The organism is Streptomyces sp. NPDC093221 (genome assembly GCF_044753885.1).
Lineage (GTDB): Bacteria > Actinomycetota > Actinomycetes > Streptomycetales > Streptomycetaceae > Actinacidiphila.
The window spans coordinates 456,446-471,854 of the sequence record NZ_JBIVOA010000001.1 but is presented as its reverse complement, the minus strand read 5'-3'; the positions used below and the strand labels follow the sequence as shown (position 1 = coordinate 471,854).

At 67.6% G+C, this 15,409-nt stretch carries 10 protein-coding genes, 1 pseudogene and 1 CRISPR repeat array; of the genes and pseudogenes, 5 read left to right on the top strand and 6 right to left on the bottom strand.

Annotated features, from left to right (window positions below; genetic code table 11):
• Positions 1 to 6 precede the first annotated feature (6 nt).
• From ACIQCJ_RS02105 to ACIQCJ_RS02095, 3 genes are read right to left on the bottom strand one after another with little or no spacing between them, the layout of a single operon-like run.
• A complete protein-coding gene (locus ACIQCJ_RS02105; RefSeq protein ID WP_402710419.1) occupies positions 7 to 3,336 on the bottom strand; it encodes a hypothetical protein in 3,330 nt (1,109 codons plus the stop codon).
• On the bottom strand, positions 3,333 to 4,577 hold the full coding sequence (locus ACIQCJ_RS02100; RefSeq protein WP_402710418.1) for a hypothetical protein: 1,245 nt from the start codon (positions 4,575 to 4,577) through the stop codon (positions 3,333 to 3,335). Before ACIQCJ_RS02100 ends, ACIQCJ_RS02105 begins: the two co-directional genes overlap by 4 nt.
• Before the next feature lie 60 nt (positions 4,578 to 4,637).
• Positions 4,638 to 5,906 carry a helix-turn-helix domain-containing protein gene (locus ACIQCJ_RS02095; RefSeq protein WP_402710417.1) on the bottom strand — a complete coding sequence of 423 codons (1,269 nt, stop codon included), beginning with the start codon at positions 5,904 to 5,906 and terminating at the stop codon, positions 4,638 to 4,640.
• Between the two features lie 552 nt (positions 5,907 to 6,458).
• Here ACIQCJ_RS02095 and ACIQCJ_RS02090 point away from each other — a divergent pair.
• Positions 6,459 to 7,298, top strand: a complete 840-nt coding sequence (locus ACIQCJ_RS02090) for a DUF6907 domain-containing protein (RefSeq protein WP_402710416.1) — start codon at positions 6,459 to 6,461, stop codon at positions 7,296 to 7,298.
• A 291-nt stretch (positions 7,299 to 7,589) separates the two neighbouring features.
• On the opposite strand, the pseudogene ACIQCJ_RS02085 reads toward ACIQCJ_RS02090, so the two are convergent.
• Positions 7,590 to 7,806: pseudogene (locus ACIQCJ_RS02085) on the bottom strand (site-specific integrase); the annotation flags it as partial.
• A 40-nt stretch (positions 7,807 to 7,846) separates the two neighbouring features.
• Positions 7,847 to 7,999: a CRISPR direct-repeat array (repeat unit 28 nt; unit sequence GGTCCATCCCCGCGGGCGCGGGGAGCAG).
• Between the two features lie 224 nt (positions 8,000 to 8,223).
• On the opposite strand from ACIQCJ_RS02085, the gene ACIQCJ_RS02080 reads away from it, so the two are divergent.
• Positions 8,224 to 8,733, top strand: coding sequence for an HAD domain-containing protein (locus tag ACIQCJ_RS02080; protein ID WP_402710415.1), 510 nt, complete (start codon positions 8,224 to 8,226; stop codon positions 8,731 to 8,733).
• 919 nt (positions 8,734 to 9,652) lie between these two features.
• Positions 9,653 to 10,234 carry a hypothetical protein gene (locus ACIQCJ_RS02075; protein ID WP_402710414.1) on the top strand — a complete coding sequence of 194 codons (582 nt, stop codon included), beginning with the start codon at positions 9,653 to 9,655 and terminating at the stop codon, positions 10,232 to 10,234.
• 246 nt (positions 10,235 to 10,480) lie between these two features.
• Here the strand turns inward: ACIQCJ_RS02075 and ACIQCJ_RS02070 are convergent, their stop codons facing one another.
• The gene (locus ACIQCJ_RS02070) at positions 10,481 to 10,687 is read right to left on the bottom strand and encodes a hypothetical protein (RefSeq protein ID WP_402710413.1); all 207 of its coding nucleotides are present in this window, start codon (positions 10,685 to 10,687) and stop codon (positions 10,481 to 10,483) included.
• 149 nt (positions 10,688 to 10,836) lie between these two features.
• On the bottom strand, positions 10,837 to 11,484 hold the full coding sequence (locus ACIQCJ_RS02065) for a response regulator transcription factor (RefSeq protein WP_355335901.1): 648 nt from the start codon (positions 11,482 to 11,484) through the stop codon (positions 10,837 to 10,839).
• A 447-nt stretch (positions 11,485 to 11,931) separates the two neighbouring features.
• Between ACIQCJ_RS02065 and ACIQCJ_RS02060 the strand changes: the two genes are divergently transcribed.
• Both ACIQCJ_RS02060 and ACIQCJ_RS02055 read left to right on the top strand, forming a co-directional pair.
• On the top strand, positions 11,932 to 12,234 hold the full coding sequence (locus ACIQCJ_RS02060) for a trypco2 family protein (RefSeq protein ID WP_355335899.1): 303 nt from the start codon (positions 11,932 to 11,934) through the stop codon (positions 12,232 to 12,234).
• A gap of 530 nt (positions 12,235 to 12,764) precedes the next feature.
• Entirely contained in the window at positions 12,765 to 15,365 is a 2,601-nt protein-coding gene (locus tag ACIQCJ_RS02055; RefSeq protein ID WP_402710412.1) for a hypothetical protein, read from the top strand.
• The last annotated feature ends 44 nt before the right edge of the window (positions 15,366 to 15,409 follow it).

Here is a 15,409-nt window from a genome sequence, read left to right as displayed (position 1 = left end):
GCTCGCTCAGTTGCCCGGGTGGCCAGTGTCGTGGGATTCGATGCCGGCGTAGGAGAGGAAGGCGTTGAGCGCCTCCCCGTACAGGTCGTTCATGCGCTGCCGCACCTGCGGCGTCCATTGGGAGTGGATGCGCTTGAGGACGGTTTCCAGGTCGGCGCTCCATGTGTCCTCGTGGAAGGCGTAGTCGACCATGTGCAGAACGGCTTCGGTGCCGCCGCGGCGGGCGCGGCCGGCAAGCTGGATGAGGTCGACAATCATGCCAGCGACGACCTCCTCTTGGAGGGATTTGTGCATTGCCGTGAATTGGGGAGCGGTACGTAGTAGAAGCGCGAGACGGTCCCAGGCGGCGTCCCTGCCCTCGGTCAGGGTCTGCGAGAGGAGCGGGCTGCCGCCTGTCGGCAGGGCTCGCAGTCCGGCGGCGTTGATGCTGCCGTACATCTCGGCGGGGTCGTTGAGAAGGGCGAGAGGGCGCACACACAGATAGACGGAGCGGACTGCCGAGCGGGTGCCCTTGACGATGTTGAGCCCGCGGGCGATCAGCGACAACGGTACGACCAGGATCTTCCCGTGTTGAGGGAAGTCCTCGAACTCCTCGGCGGTCAGCCGTACAGCCACGTTCTCCCGGGGTAGCTCGGGGTTGGGGCTGTGCAGGTCCTCGGCTCTGACTGCCAAGCAGAGCCCTCCGTCATAGCGCCCGGCCCGGGCGATTCCCCGGGCGAGCCAGGCGCATTGCTCGTAGGAGTTGGCGACGACCAGGACGTGCGCTCGGTCCGGGTCCTTGGCAGCGGTGCGGTCGAGCTCGCGGTGGATGTATTGGTCGTACAGGTTGCTGCCCAGCTCGATAAGTGCGTCCTTCTTGCGGCTGGGGTGGGTGCCGGAGACCTTGATGGGGTCGCCGAAGAGAGGGTGCCCTTCGCCGTAGTCGATGCGGTGCTTCCGGGCCCGAATGGACTTGGCCTGGGCGTCGGTCATCCACCAGCGCACCGGGGCGTGCAGGTGCTCACGCACTGCCTGGGGGAAGTATGCGGTGGCCGACAGGCCCAGCACCGGCCGCTCGACGCCGGCCAGGATGAGCGAGACAATGCCGCCCAGTTCGGCGGTAAAGGTGTGCGGGTCGCCGGCAATGGTCTGGGCAACCAGGGCGGCGTTCTTCTCCTTGTCGTCGAGTCCGGTGACACGGTAGCCGGTGATCGCTCGGCCCAGCATGCCCAGCGGCAGGACGGAGGCGACAGCGCCGGACTGCAGATCCTTCGAGATGCGCTGGGCCGAGCGCAGGCCGGAGGAGCGGTAGTCGCGGGCCTTCTCCTGGAGGGCCGAGAGCGCTTCGTCCAGCTCGATCATGGCGGTCCTGGTGACCAGCAGGTTGATCGCCTGTGTCCGCTGGTGAGTGTCTTTGACGGCGTCCGCGAGGAGGCGGTGGAGTTCGAGCTTGACCGCATCCAGTAGGTGTTCGCCACGGGGCGCCACCAGTGCGCTGAGTTCGCTCCTGATCTCGTGCCAGTCGGGTTCGAGTAGGCTCGGTTGCCCGCTGAGCGGGTCGAGGCGCTGGTAGCGGGCGGGCATGAGCGCGTTGAGCCGCTGGAAGTACTCAACGGGGATGTCCGTCCCTTCCATAGCCACGGTTTCCGGCCACAGCAGCCGCAGGAGGGTACGGTCCCGTCCGCGGGCCAGGTGCCAGCGGGTGCTGGTCTGGTCCGGGATGCGGGCTTGGGCCCGGTCGTCCTCGGTGGCGTGCAGGCTGAGGGCGTTCTTGCAGATGCTCAGCAGCAGGAATTCGGCCATGAGCCGGACATGGCTGACGGCAGGCAGCAGGCTGTGCTCGTCGTCGATGCGCAGCCGCTTGGCGTCGGTGTCCATTTCCTGGGGTGCCGCCGACCAGTGCCGGCGTGAGTGCAGGACGATCTCACTGGCGCACTGGTCGACAGCTCGGGACTGGAACTGGTCGACCTCGTCGATCGCCACCGCGTGGCAGGTCCGCAAGGCGAACTCGGCTGCGGTCATGCTGCGAACGGGGCGGCCGTCCAGGTTGACGCCGATCTTCAGGTGGCCTTGCATGAAGACGTAGTGGTTCATGATGACGACGTTGGCGGTGGCCGCCTCGTAGACGGGGGTGTACTTCCCGCAGGTGGGGATCCAGGGGCAGGCTGCCGATCCGACGCCCTGACGGTGCAGGGACAGGCACGGTTCGCGTCCGGGCGGGTAGTCGCCGGTGGATTCGAGAAACGTCCTCTGGGCACATCCGTATGCCAGGGGATCGATGTCGCGTTCGGCTCGTTCGCCCCAGTCGCCCGGCGCGTCCACAGACTCGTTGATCAGCGAGGCGAGCTTGAGTGCCCGGTCGTGCATCCCGGAGGACGACATCAGGTGTGCGCACGTGGGCTCTTGCTCGATGATCCCGGACCGGTGCAGGTGGGCCAGGTCTTCGCGCACGTTCCAGGTCATGGCCAGGCATGCCTTGATGTCCGGCAGGACGATGGCGATGCGCAGGTCGTTGGCAGCGAACCAGGCAGCCATGACGCGAACCAGGACGCTCTTGCCAGTGCCGGTGGGTGCATTGAATATCTCCATGCCGCCGGCAGCCAGCGACAGGGCATCTTCCGGGGACACCGTGTCCGAGGTCTTCAGGACCTTAAAGAGCTGCCCGAGCGTGCTGTGCAGGTAGCGTTTGTTCTCCGGGAAGCGCAGGTCGATCTCTCGTGCCAGGCGCAGCAGTTCCGGCGTGGGGATGCGCAGGTCGGCTTGGTACGGCACGGTCGAGACGCTGGGGAGGCTGTCGTGGCCGAGAGCTTCGGTGAACTGGGGGTAGGTGGGGATCTGCAGCCGTCCGTGGACCTGGCCCACGTTCTTGACGAAGATCTCCGGGGTGAGCCATGTTCCCGGTCCGGCGAACTCCGGAGGCTTTGGGCGGGCGCTGGGGCGCCGGAACCGGCTGGTCATGCGGTCGACGTAGCCCAGTGGATCGCCGCCGAGCCTGGGGAACGCGGAATCCGCTGTGAAGGGGTCGGTGCCCACGAGATCGAAGGGGCCCATCACCGGTGCACTGCCGTCCCCGTCCGCCGTCAGCGGCGACAGCAGGGTGCGCGCCGCTACCGAGAAGGTGCGGACGTCGGCGAGTTCGCCGGGAGCGATCGAGCAGACCATGGCGATGCGCTGCTTCTCATCGTGAGGCAGTTCCTTCCAGCGGTCCCAAGCCCGGTACTTCCCCGAGACAAGGGATGCCGCCTCGGCGAACGGGGCCGCAGTTCGGGAGTCCCCGTCGATAACCCTGGGGAAGTAGTGGGCCGCGAGGGCCAGCGCCGTGTAGACGGCGGTCTCTGCGATCGGCACATCACTCATGTCCAGCTCACCCCAGCCTTCTCGCAGATCATCTCGCCGAACTCGGAGGCCGCAGCCACCCGCATGCTGTACTTTTCGCACACCCCCGACAGCAGCGGGACCTGGCGGGCACGGTAGTCGGGCACCACCAGCCACTCGGCACCACCGCGGTCGCCGTCCTGGGCATGGATCAGCTTGGCCAGCGTCGCCGCCGAGGTGTAGTCCTTCACGTCAACCTTGAACGGCACCTTCTTGCCCCGCTTTGGCCCGGCCTCGACCAGCAGGTCGTAAGCATCGAGCCCTGGCCACAGCTTCACCTTGAGGCCGCGATCGACCAGCCGGTCGTACAGCGAGAGTTCAGGAAGTCCGGGAATAGTCGTGTAACGCCAGATCCCCCGACTGACGGCCTTGTGCCCAGCGACGGGCACAGCCAGCGGGATGTCCCCGAGGTCCGGATACAGGACCGCCTCACGGCCGCTCGGCCGAGCCGGCGACGGTTCAGGCAGCAACTCGGGGGCAATGGGATTCGTGGTCGGCCGGAACAGGTAAGAGGCTCCCATGTCCGCGTGCGGAGCGTGCCAGCAACGGACTGCTCCTACCAGAGCGCCGCTGTTCTTCCGAAGGACAATCCGCATCGGCCACCGGCATACTGGGCACGGGAACCACCAGCCCTGGAACTGTGAGTTGTAGGGAATCTCCCGGTAGAAGTCCGCGACCAACGGGGGCAGACGTAGCTCGCAGAGGTCGTCCACGGCACCGGCAGGAGACCGGATCAGGTCCGACCGTCCGGCTTCGTAGACGGCCTGGTCACCCTGCTTGTGCAGCAACGTGAACGCAGTCTCCTGGTCGATCTCCGCTTGAAGCTCCCTGTCGCTCACCACTCCCGCGGTTGCGTCGAGCTTCCGCAGCGTGTGCAGCAGCATCTGCTGCTCAAGGTCGAGATCGAAGGCGTCCTCAGTCACCTGTCCATCCCGGTCGACGACCAGCATCCCGTCCAAGTCCAGCGGATCCACACCGTCCGGCAGCAGGGCAGCCAGATTCTCTCCGAGCGCGCGGCGGAACTCCCCGAACGGCAGAGGAATCCCCGGCCCGCGCGCCGCATGCAGTATGCCGTGGCACTCCATCAGGGTGGCCAGTCGCTGCTGCGGCTCAAGTCCGGGCTCGGTCACAGCCTTTGCCGCGCGCAGGGCGGCCCGGGTTACTAGGTAGCGAACCCGGACATCGCCGAGCTCGCGCGTGCCGTTCTCCGTTGAACTCGTCACAGCCAAGGAGGGTAAGCGACGCCTCTGACAATCGGGCCGCCCACGGAGAAAAGGCGTGAACTATCGCGCGTCACCCGCGAGTGCTTCGAGTCCTGTGGTGCTGACACCCGGATAGAGATCTCGGTAGACGTGCAGGTACTCCGATACATGGCGTCGGCCGAGCTGGGTCAGCCGCCAGCGGTACTCCGAGACGTGCGTTCCTCCCGGTGCCATGACCGGGACGGAGTCCACGAAGCCACGACTCGGCTGTGCTCCGGACCTGCCCCGGTAGCCCACACCGATGAAGAACAAGGAACGGCCCGCTAGCTGGTCGTCCTCCAGCCCCTCGGGCTCTGCGGACGCGACGCGGGCGACGACTCCCCATAGCCACTCCGAAAGCAGATGCGGCGCGGGATCCGGCTCACGCGGTTCGCCTAGGCCCGCCCGGGCGGCAGCACGGCCACGCCTGGTGATCTCCACCAGTACCCGTCGAACCTCCCCGACAGCCGGAAGATCAACCGAATCCTCACTGACCACCAACAACCCTCGACGCCCCAGCGCATGCACCGTCGAACCCACGCCGGGGTCATGCACGCCACGCTGGCGCAGCCGCTCCTGCAACCGGGTGTACCCGACATCGGACGGAGCAGCCCTGAGCGCCAAGGGCAGTCTGCGCCACTCAGCAGCCCTCGGTACGGGCAGCCGCTGAACCCGGCGCATCCACATCTCGGTAGCGGTCATCCGGTCATCTCGCATCACCTCCCCCAGGTAAATTTGCTGACGCTCGTTCAATGACTCCCACGTCACCATGGCCGTCTTCGAAGGTTCCGGCTTCCGCTTGATCGACAGCACGGGAGCGGGCTCGCTCGGCCTGGTACGCAACCATGCGTCAAGGACCATGCGCACCGGAACGCCGTACGCCTTGGCCAGAGGGCCGAGTAGGCGCCCCGTCACCTCGGGGTCCTGCCAGTGCCGCCCAGTGACCTTTCCCCCGCTCTCCAGCGCGGAGACCTTCGGCGCGGACACGCTCAGCTCCCTCCCCGCTGGCGTGGTCTTGAGTAGTTCGGCGACGCGTTCCAAGGTGAGCCCTGCGGCGTACCTGAGATCGACCAGCGTCTCCTCCCCGCGCCGGGCACCTGTGAGCACCTCCACTTTGCATCCGAGCGCGGTCGCCAACTGCTCCAAGCGCGGTGCGGTGGGGGCGTGGCGACCCTCCTCGTAAAAGAAGATCATCCGAGCCGAAACGCCAGCTAGGGCGGCTAGAGCGGCGCGGGAGAGTCCCAGCTCGACGCGTCGAGCCACCAGACGTGCCGGATCGATCGTACGCAACGGCGAGGGCATGCCTTCCATGGAAGTCGCATGAAGACTTCATTGCAATAGTGCCGCTCCAACCACAAGGATGACGTCCACGAGCTGCTCCGAAAATGTGTATCGCGCTACCTGCGCAATCGGCAGACGACAGCTACCGGCGTCGGCCGCCTTCCCAAGCAACCGCAGGCGCCGCCCGCAGTTCATCGCTCTGCGCCTCGGGCCAGCCGCGACTGTGGCAGCCGACCCAGAGTCGAGCAGCGAAGTACAGCAACCGGCCCGGCCTACCGTGACCGCCCATAGCACCGTGCCACCTCTGAGCTGCAAGATGACCTCAGCGACCGCCCCGCCAAGATTTCGGGTCCCTCCCCCTGGTCTTCTGAAGCTGGGCAACGAGTGCATCGTGGGTCGCGCCCAGCTCCGCCAGCGCTTCACCCTCGGCCTGTCGATCATGTGACTAATTGATGGATGCCTCGTTGGTTCGGTGCGTGGGGCCGCTCCCGAGGAGACCGCGGTCTCCCCCAAGTGCGACAGGTGGCATCTGTCCACCACCACGACAAAACGTCCACCGTAAGAACTGAATCAGGTATGGCTATGAGCATCTATGCGCAAGCGTCCTCTATACCGGCCGCCGACCAGCACACCACCGTCCTTACGGCCGCTGAGCGCGGCCCGGAGTGGATGACGACCTACGGCTGCACGCCGTGGTGCGCCACGGACCACAGCGAGCCCGGCGCCACCGCCGAGTGGCACCAGGCTGCGCCGGCGATCATCCCTCCCTTAGAAGACGCCCGCCACGACGGCGACACGGAGCCGTTCCTCGCCGCCCACGTGACCACCTCCAACGCCATGCCCGATGTCTACGGCATCCACACCGAGCTGTGGATCTGGACCGGCGGCGACTCGTACGAGCTGGACGAGGAGCAAACCGACCGGCTCATCGCGAACGTCGAGGCGTTCCTGCCGCAGCTTCGCTCTGCCCGTGCCCTGCTCGCTGAGGCATGCAGAGGCGACCGCCCCTGTGACCCAGTGGCCAGGGCCAAGGCAGACGCAGAACTGGAAGACCGTCTTGCTGCACGGCGCGAGGCCGAGGTCACCAAGACGGAGTCCGCCCCGCCTCCTGCTCCCATTCTCTCCGTCGAAACGTGCAGCGAGATGGTAAAGATATCGGTGCGGGTGGCCCTCCAGCACACGCAGGACGTGCCGGCCATGGCCCGCGCCGTCTCGGCCGCGGCTCATGCAGCGATCTGTGAGGAGGGCGCCGAGCCCTACCTCTATGCATGCGGTGAAGGAGACCCCAGGTACAACGGGAAGCTGCCCTGCACCATGCCGTACGGCGACGGCGGCAGCCACCAGTCCTGTACAGGGGAGACCTTTGAGCCGGGCACTGGCGAGTCAGTGCCGTCAACCCTGACCAAGCAGCTCGCCGCATGAAGTGATGCCTGGCCTTTTACCGGCACCGTGCGGTGAGCACTTCTGCCCGGACTCTGTCGTCTGGTCTCAGTTCTGGTCTCATTCACCCGTGTCCGGGCTCGTTCAGGCACTCGCTCCTCGACTGCTACGCCGCAGGTCAGGATGCCCGCGACCCACCCCATACACCGGGGTGAACAGTTGGAAAGCGTGTTGGGGGCAACCCCTCACGAGTTCGAATCTCGTATCCTCCGCCATTGCTCTCACCGGGCAATATGCCGATGGCCCCCACCGTTCGCGGTGGGGGCCATCGGTGTCCTGGTTTTTGCCCACAGCGGGCGTTCCCGGGTGGCCCCAGATGGCACCGGCGATCTTGCGCGCCACGTCCTTGAGCATGGCGTCCGGCACATGCAGGTACCGCGCCCGCATGCTCGCCGACGTGCCCGGCTCCCACCAAGGGCCGTTTCCCGTCGTGGTAATCCGTGTTCGGACTCAGCGGACCGCCCAGCGGTTTGATGAACACGTAAGTTGACCCTCACCCTGGCCAGGGTCAGAGTGTCGGCCCCCGTTGATATGGTCCATCCCCGCGGGCGCGGGGAGCAGGATCCCGCGGGTTCGGCAACGAGCGCGGTGTAGGGTCCATCCCCGCGGGCGCGGGGAGCAGCGCCGCCGGATCCTGCCGGGAATGCGCGGCCTGGGTCCATCCCCGCGGGCGCGGGGAGCAGTCTGCTTGACCTGCGGTCGTTCCGTGGATGTCGGCCGTGCAGAACCAACTTCAAAGAAAGCCGCAAAAAGAACATTCCATGGGCCGACACCTCGTCGTCCAGCAAACAGAATACGGACGGCAAGCGAGGCACCTGGCGGGCGCATCACGCCAACGGCGCGCACACCACGTGGCACAGTCGGCGATCCGCTTCCGGGACAACCTGTCTGCCCGTACGGTGCGGGTGTGATCGCTCCCCCGCCCCGGCCCCTCCTCTTTCTCGATGTCGACGGACCTCTCATTCCCTTCGGGGCGACACGGGAGGAGTACCCGGACGGATATCCGACGTACGTGCCGCAGGAAGCCGGTGCGAATCCGCTGCTTGCCAGGGTCGATCCGGCTCTCGGGCGCAAGTTGCTGGCGCTGCCCTGCAATCTGGTGTGGGCGACCACGTGGGAAGCCGAGGCCAACGAGTGCCTCGCGCCGCTCCTGGGGCTGGCGCAACTCCCCGTGGTCACCTGGCCGGAACCCTCAGAGGAACGCAATCCGTCCGGGCTGCACTGGAAAACGCGCACTCTTCTCGACTGGGCTGCCGAGCGCCCCTTCGCCTGGCTCGACGACGAGATCTCCGACGCCGACCGCACGTGGGCGCAGGCGCACCACCCCGCACGAACCCTTCTCCACCGTGTCGACCACCGCCACGGCCTCACCGACCCGGACCTCGCCGCTGTTGCGATGTGGTTGCACGGCAGTTAGCGGTCCCCGCCCGGCGGTCACTGACAGAGCCACGGTCTGGCCAAATACCAACCTGCGCCGACCTATGCTCACTTGCTTGCGCTCCCCCGCCTCGTCCTACCGTCCTCCGGCTCACGTCATATGACATCAACGGAAGGGCTGTCGGTGAACGGGGACGAGTCCAAAGCCATCGCCGAGATCCTCGAAGAGCTGAGCACCACCTCCCATGTCCAGGTCCGCTCATCCGCCGAACTCGCCGACCAGGTCAGCAAGGCAGCAGCGGAGGAGGACAAGAAACGGTTGGAGGACGGGCGGGGTCCGCTGCGCCGCCGCACCGACTACCTAGCCGTTCGGACAGCTCCGCAATCGTTGGCACTCACGCCGTGGCAGGTCATCCACGCCATCAGCCTCGGTGCCGCCGCGGGCCGCCAGGGCGCGGGGCGAGGTCTCGCCGAGCACTGGGGCAGCCTCCGCTACAGCCAGGCCATGGAAGCCAACCGGGGCCGTTACCTGCAGCTATCGTCCGAGGGACGCGATCTCCTGCGCTTCTACAAGGCCACGCAATCCGGGGAAATCGGCACCGGCTTCGCTTCGCTGCTGGCCGAGAACGTCGTCAGGTCCCGGTACCCCGACCACTCGGTCTCTGTGATCCCGGCGGATGTCGCCCTCAAGGCCGGCTGGACTCTGCGCAGTTCCGGTACCGACGGCCGCCCGGAGGCGCTACAGCGACGGCCCCACTTCTTCGTCGAAGCCTGGCAACCGGGGCAGCCGTCCCACGTCCTCCTGCTCGCCTCCAAGGGCACACACAGCAGCGTTCGTCAGGTGCACAAGCAGCTCAGCACGGCCAGCGCCCCACGTGGAGTCCGTGCACATCGGACCGTACGGCACAGTCCCGTACCTGCTCATCGGCACCGAGATCCCCACAAAGGAAAGCCTCGCCATGCACGTTTTGGAGGCGCCGGGCGCCACCGCTCTCCGCCCGCCCGGGAAGCCATCGGCGCCCGATCTCGACCTCTACCTGGAACAGGAGAACCGCGCGGCCGACACCGTGCGGCCCGCGGGTCATGGAGAGACGACCGTCCCCGGATTCCAGATAATGCCCGACTCCTTCGCCTGGTTCAGCTCCGTGCTGGCACGGACGGAAGCAGCCGTCCTCATGGCCTTCACTGGAGGCGGCAAGCCCACTGTCCAGTATCTGACCAAGGAACAAGGCAAACGCCACTTCCAGCACGACGCCTACGCCAACACGGCCAGGCTGCGCGACGCAGAGCACACCATCCACGGCATCGACTTCGTCGGCACCGATCACATCTATCGCCTCAACGGCACCCGAGTAGAGGCGTTCTCCGGCCTCCGGAGGAGCCTGTACCTGCACCTCCACCATGGGCGCGTCAACGAATACCAACGCGAGGTACACGACTTGCGCGGGCAGTGGCCGGACCACAGCACATCGAAGCAGTGGAACGCGGTGTCCGTCCGCGCCGATGGAACCGTCATGGCCATCCGGCTCCGGGGCGAGTGAACTGGAGGGCAGACACAGCTACTGACCGGTCATCCCCGTGAGCGCGGGGAGCAGCCGACCATGGGCTGGCTCTTCGACTTCGCGCGGGGTCCATCCCCGCTCGCGCGGGGAGCAGGGCGGTCGCAGCTTCCTGCGCGGCGCGGGCTTTGGTTCATCCCCGCTCGCGCGGGGAGCAGTCTGACTGACCTGCAGTGATTGCGTGGACGCGAGCCGCACAGAACCAACTTCAGAGAAGTGGCGGCGTCCCTATCCCAGCATCGCCCGTGTCATCACGGGCGGCGATGCGGTGAGATCCAGCGCCGCCTCCAGTTCGGCGTAGGCCTCGCGCCTACGCCCCATGAGGGTGAACGCCTGCGAGAAGTGGACGTGGTGTTTCTGGAGCGGGTGGCCGAACCACGTGTCGGCGGCCTGACTCCCGTCGATGCGCTCCGCGATCAGGCGGGCGTCGGCCACAGAACGAAGCGCGCCTTGGTGGTCCCCGGCGGACGCGAGTGGCCGAGCGGGTCGCGCTGGTCACCGGGTGGTGCTGGATGATCGCCACCAGTCCGGCGATCTCGGCGGCCGTGGCTCTGCGGCCACTCCCTGTGGGACACCGACCGTGTTCAGTTCCCCTCCAGGCGCCGGTAACTCTCCTGAGTGATGAGGCGGTATCCGACGTTGCGCACCGTCGCGATGAGGCCGGGGACGGCCAGTTTCGACCGCAGTTCGTGGATATGCACTTCGAGCGCCCGTTCCGGGTCCTTCGCACCGTTGCGTGACAGGCAGTTGACGAGATGGTCCCGGCTCAGCGCCTGGCCGGCCCGACGGGCCAACGTCACGAGCAACTCGTATTCTGTCGGCCGCAGTTCCACTTCGGTCCCGCGCACGGTCACCCTCCTGGACTCCTGGGAGATCCGGAGCGGTCCGTAGGCGATGTGGGAGCTGCTGTTTCCCGTCGTGACGGCCGGGGCCGGGTGTCCCGCGATGCGCAGCCGTGCGACCAGTTCATCCAGGCTGAACGGCTCCACGAGGAATTCGTCGATCCCCGCCTCGCGCCCGGCTTTCCAGGCATCCGTGTCGGCGTGCCGGGTGATGGCGACGATCGGGGCGCCGCAGGCGGCACGCAGCCGTCCGCACTTTCCCAGAACCGGATTGTTGATCGTGTCGCACTCCAGCAGAACGACGTCCGGCCAGTGGCCCGCCAGCGCCAGCTGGTCGATCCGCGGCACCGTGAGAAGGGCGAACCCCATTGGCTGCAGGAGGATCACCATCTCCCTGTGCCGACGGACGGGACCTGTGAGCAACACCTTCATGACGGTCAGTCAACACCACGCCGAAGCTCATCGTCAGCTCAACGCGGGAGGTGCCCCGCGGTCATGTCGTGGTGAGCTGGGAACGCAACACTGCCACGTCGGGGGCTGCTCGAAGTGGCCGGTTCCGGCGCGGCCGGCACCGCAGGAAACCACGGGGGGACACGCACTGATCGGGCCCCCTCGCCGAAGAGAGAGCTGCCGAGGACATGAACAAGAAGAAAAGCCGCGGACCGGGGAACACCAGGCGCAGGGGCGCTCTGGGCTGCGCGATCTTCCTGCTGGGAGTCGCGTCACTGTGCGCCTGCAACGACTCGAACATCTCGAAGTTCGATGCGGCTCCGGCCCTCCCCCGCGGTGTGGCCGCACCGCTCCATGGACATGGCTTCCCTGCCTGGGAGCACATTCGTGGACACTGACGCGAGCGTGGGCCTCGCGGCGGCGGTGCTCGGGGTGCGCGCCGAACTCCAGGCGGCGATGGCTGAGGGCGCGGGGCAGGACCTGCGGTTCAGGGTCGGGCCGGTGGAACTCGAATTCGACGTGTCCGTGGTCCGGTCGGGCGGGGCCGGGGCCAAGGTCTACGTGCTCAGCGGGAAGGTGGACCGGACCTCGACCGTGACGCACCGCCTGAAGCTGACGCTCTCCCCGCTGGACGATCGCGGCCACGACATCCTGGTGAACGGCACCCTCCCCGCGATCCCGGAGTTCTAGGCCGAGCCGACGGAAGGGACGCCATGAAAAGCAGTGGAACAAGTCGCGTGGTGGAGGTCTTCGCGGAGCCCCTGCCGCGCGGCGAGGTGCGGATCGGGACCGGGACGTGGATCGGGGGAAACCTGATCCTCACTGCCCGGCACGTACTGCTGGACGAGGAGCGGCATCTGGAAACCGTCGCGGTGCGTTTCCTGAACCGCCCCGGCCTCGTCCGCGCCGCCGTCGCCTGGCTGGGGGACGGCGACCTTGACGCCGCTGTGCTGCGGGTCGTGGAATCCGCCGACAGCGCTTGGCGGCCGCCCGATGTCACCGCCGAGCTGAGGTGGGGTGTGCTGAGCGGGAGTTCACCCGTACGTGTCAGCGCGGTTGGGCTGCCTGCGAGTGTGCGCCGTCATCCCGACAGCGGCGGTGATTCCGATCAGGTCGAGGGGTCCATCGGCCCCCTCGCCGGGCAACGCGCGGAACGATATCAGTTGGGTTTGGTCATCGCCCCGGACCGGGACCCGTCCGGCGGCTCGGGATGGGCCGGCATGTCAGGGGCCGCGGTGACCTGCGGCCGCCTGGTGTGCGGCATCGTCATCGAGGATCGGAAGAACTTCGGAAGCAGACGGCTGAGTGTGCTGCCGGTGTACGTCATGGCCCGCAGTGCGGAATTCCGCGCGCTCGTGGAGGAGGCGACCGGGCGCCCCCTCATGCTGGAATCCGCCGAGCTCCAGGGATACCTCGCCCCCTGGCACCTCGACATCCGCCCGAGGACCCCGGCCTGCCTGCTCCGACCGGAATACGAGACGGTGCCTTTCCGGTCGCGCGCGGAACTCGTCGAGCTGAGGGAGTGGTGCGCGGCCGACGAAGCCCTCTCGGGACGCCTGGTGATCGGGAAAGGCGGCCAGGGGAAAACCCGGCTGGCCCGCGAGCTGGCGGCGGAACTTCTGAGCGAGGGCTGGACCGTCGGCCGTCTCCGCACCCCGGAGCACGCGGCCGCCTGCGCCGCACCCGGTGAGGCAGGGTCGCGTGACGTCGCGGAGGCAGTCGCCCGCACCACCTCCAAGGTATTGCTGGTCGTGGACTACGCCGAGAAGAACGTCACCGCGATGCGGGCGCTGATCAACACCCTCGCCCTCGACACACCGCTGAGCCAGGTCCGTGTCCTCATGCTGGCTCGCAGCGACGGGGAATGGTGGCAGAAACTTCAGCAAGAGGACAAATACCAGGTCCTCTCGCACCCGCCCCTCGAACTGGGCCCGCTCGCGGAAGCAGACCGTGCCGAGACCTACGCCGAGGCCGTGAAGTGCTTCGCGGCGGCACTGCGGAGCGTCGAGGGCTACGCACACACCGACCTCGATCCCCTGCCGCTCGACGCCCCCTCCCCGGATGTGCTGCGTGACGGGCATCCGCTGACGCTCCACAACGCCGCGCTGGCCGCCGTGCTTGAAGCAGCGTCGGTCGACGGGAGAACCACTGGCGGGAAAGCGCCCATGGACGTCATCCTGGCCCACGAGACTCGTTACTGGGCGTCTATGGCCGAGTCCCGGGGTCTCGGTCACGAGCCGCCCGTGACCGCGCTGACCGCCGCCCTCCTGGTGGGGGCCGCAGACAGGGACGAGGCCGAACGCACCCTTGCCGCCTTGGAGGACACCGGACCGAGCCCCGCCGCCACAGCCGATCGCCGCCGCCTCGCCGCCACGATCAGCGACCTGTACCCGTCCTCCGGAGGGCAGGAGTACTGGGGCAGCCTGCAACCGGACAGCCTCGCGGAACACTGGTTGAAAAAGGCGCTCACCGAGGAGCTCGACGGGCGCGCCCTGCTGTCCCAAGTCCTTCCCGCCGTCAGCGACCGGCAGGCAAGGCGCGCCCTGGGAATCCTCGGCCCGCTGGCCGACGAGACTCCGCTCCTCGAAGGCCCTGTCCGGGAGCTGATCGCCGAGCACGCGGAGTGGCTCGCCCGACCGGCTGTCCAGGTGGCGCTCCGTTCCCGGACGAGCCGCGTCCTGTCCGAGGCCCTCCGGGAGGTGCGGATGGAATCCTTCACCGACGCCCGGGCCGTGACGGCTCTTCTTGAGGCAATTCCCCAGAGCACGCAAATGCTCGCCGAACTGGCCCTGTCCGCGGCGCTCCGCCAGGTGTCCGACCGCCGCCGGTCGTACAGTCGCCACGGCTCGATCCGTTCGCTTCAGCGCCGCACACGTCTCGCGGACCTGGCACGGGCTGAGAGCGAGGTCGCGTTCAGGCTGTTCGACGCGGGTCGGTATTGTGACGGTCTCGCGTACGCCGACCGGGCCGAGAAAAGGCTCGAACGACTGACGCGGGCCAGGGCCACAGATGAGGAGAGGTCCCTGTACGCCTCGGTGCTCAGGACCCGCGCGACGCTGTTGAACTGCGTGCGCCGACGGGGGAAAGCACTCCGTGTCATCGATCACGCTATCGCGATCCACAGGAAGCTGGCCGACTCTAGCCCTGACGGGCAGGCAGAGTTGGCGTCCGCCCTCCGCAACCGGGCAGCGTACCTCCACGGGCTCAAACGGCACCCGGAGGCCCTTGCCTCGATCGGCAGCGCAATCGGCATCCAGGAGCAGTTCCGCGACGTCCTCCCCGACACCCGGGCCAGCCTGGCGAAGATGCTCAGTATTCAGGGGCGGTGCCTGACCGCACTGTCGAGATCCGAGGAGGCTCTGGAGGCGTTCGACAGAGCCGTCCGGCTCCGCGAGGACCTCGCCGCACGGTTCCCCGACACCTACCGCACCAGCTTCGCCGACATCCTGGTGGCCCGATGCGGGACGCTGACCCACCTTGACCGGTACGGCCCCGCTCTGCGGGACCTCGACCGCGCGGCGGGAATCCACGGGATGCTCGCCTTCCGCAACACCGATGACCGGATCGAGATCCTCCAGTCCCTCCTCCGGCTCCAAAAGAACGTCAGGGGGCGATGGCCGAAGGGGGCCGACCGGATCGGCGAGCACCTCTCGGCGCTCACCCCCGACGACCGAGAGACGGAGCACCGGTTCGGGAGCGCCCTGCGTCGGTGGACGAGCCCCGTGTGCGAGCGTCCGCGCGTCACCTGCCGCTGGACCTGCTCCGCACGCCGTCCGCCTCGCACCGCAGCCCCGGCCCGTCGGTCCGCACCGGCGCCGTGACGCCCGTCGGCGTCCCGGCCTCGCTGGAGATGCCCCCATGCCGG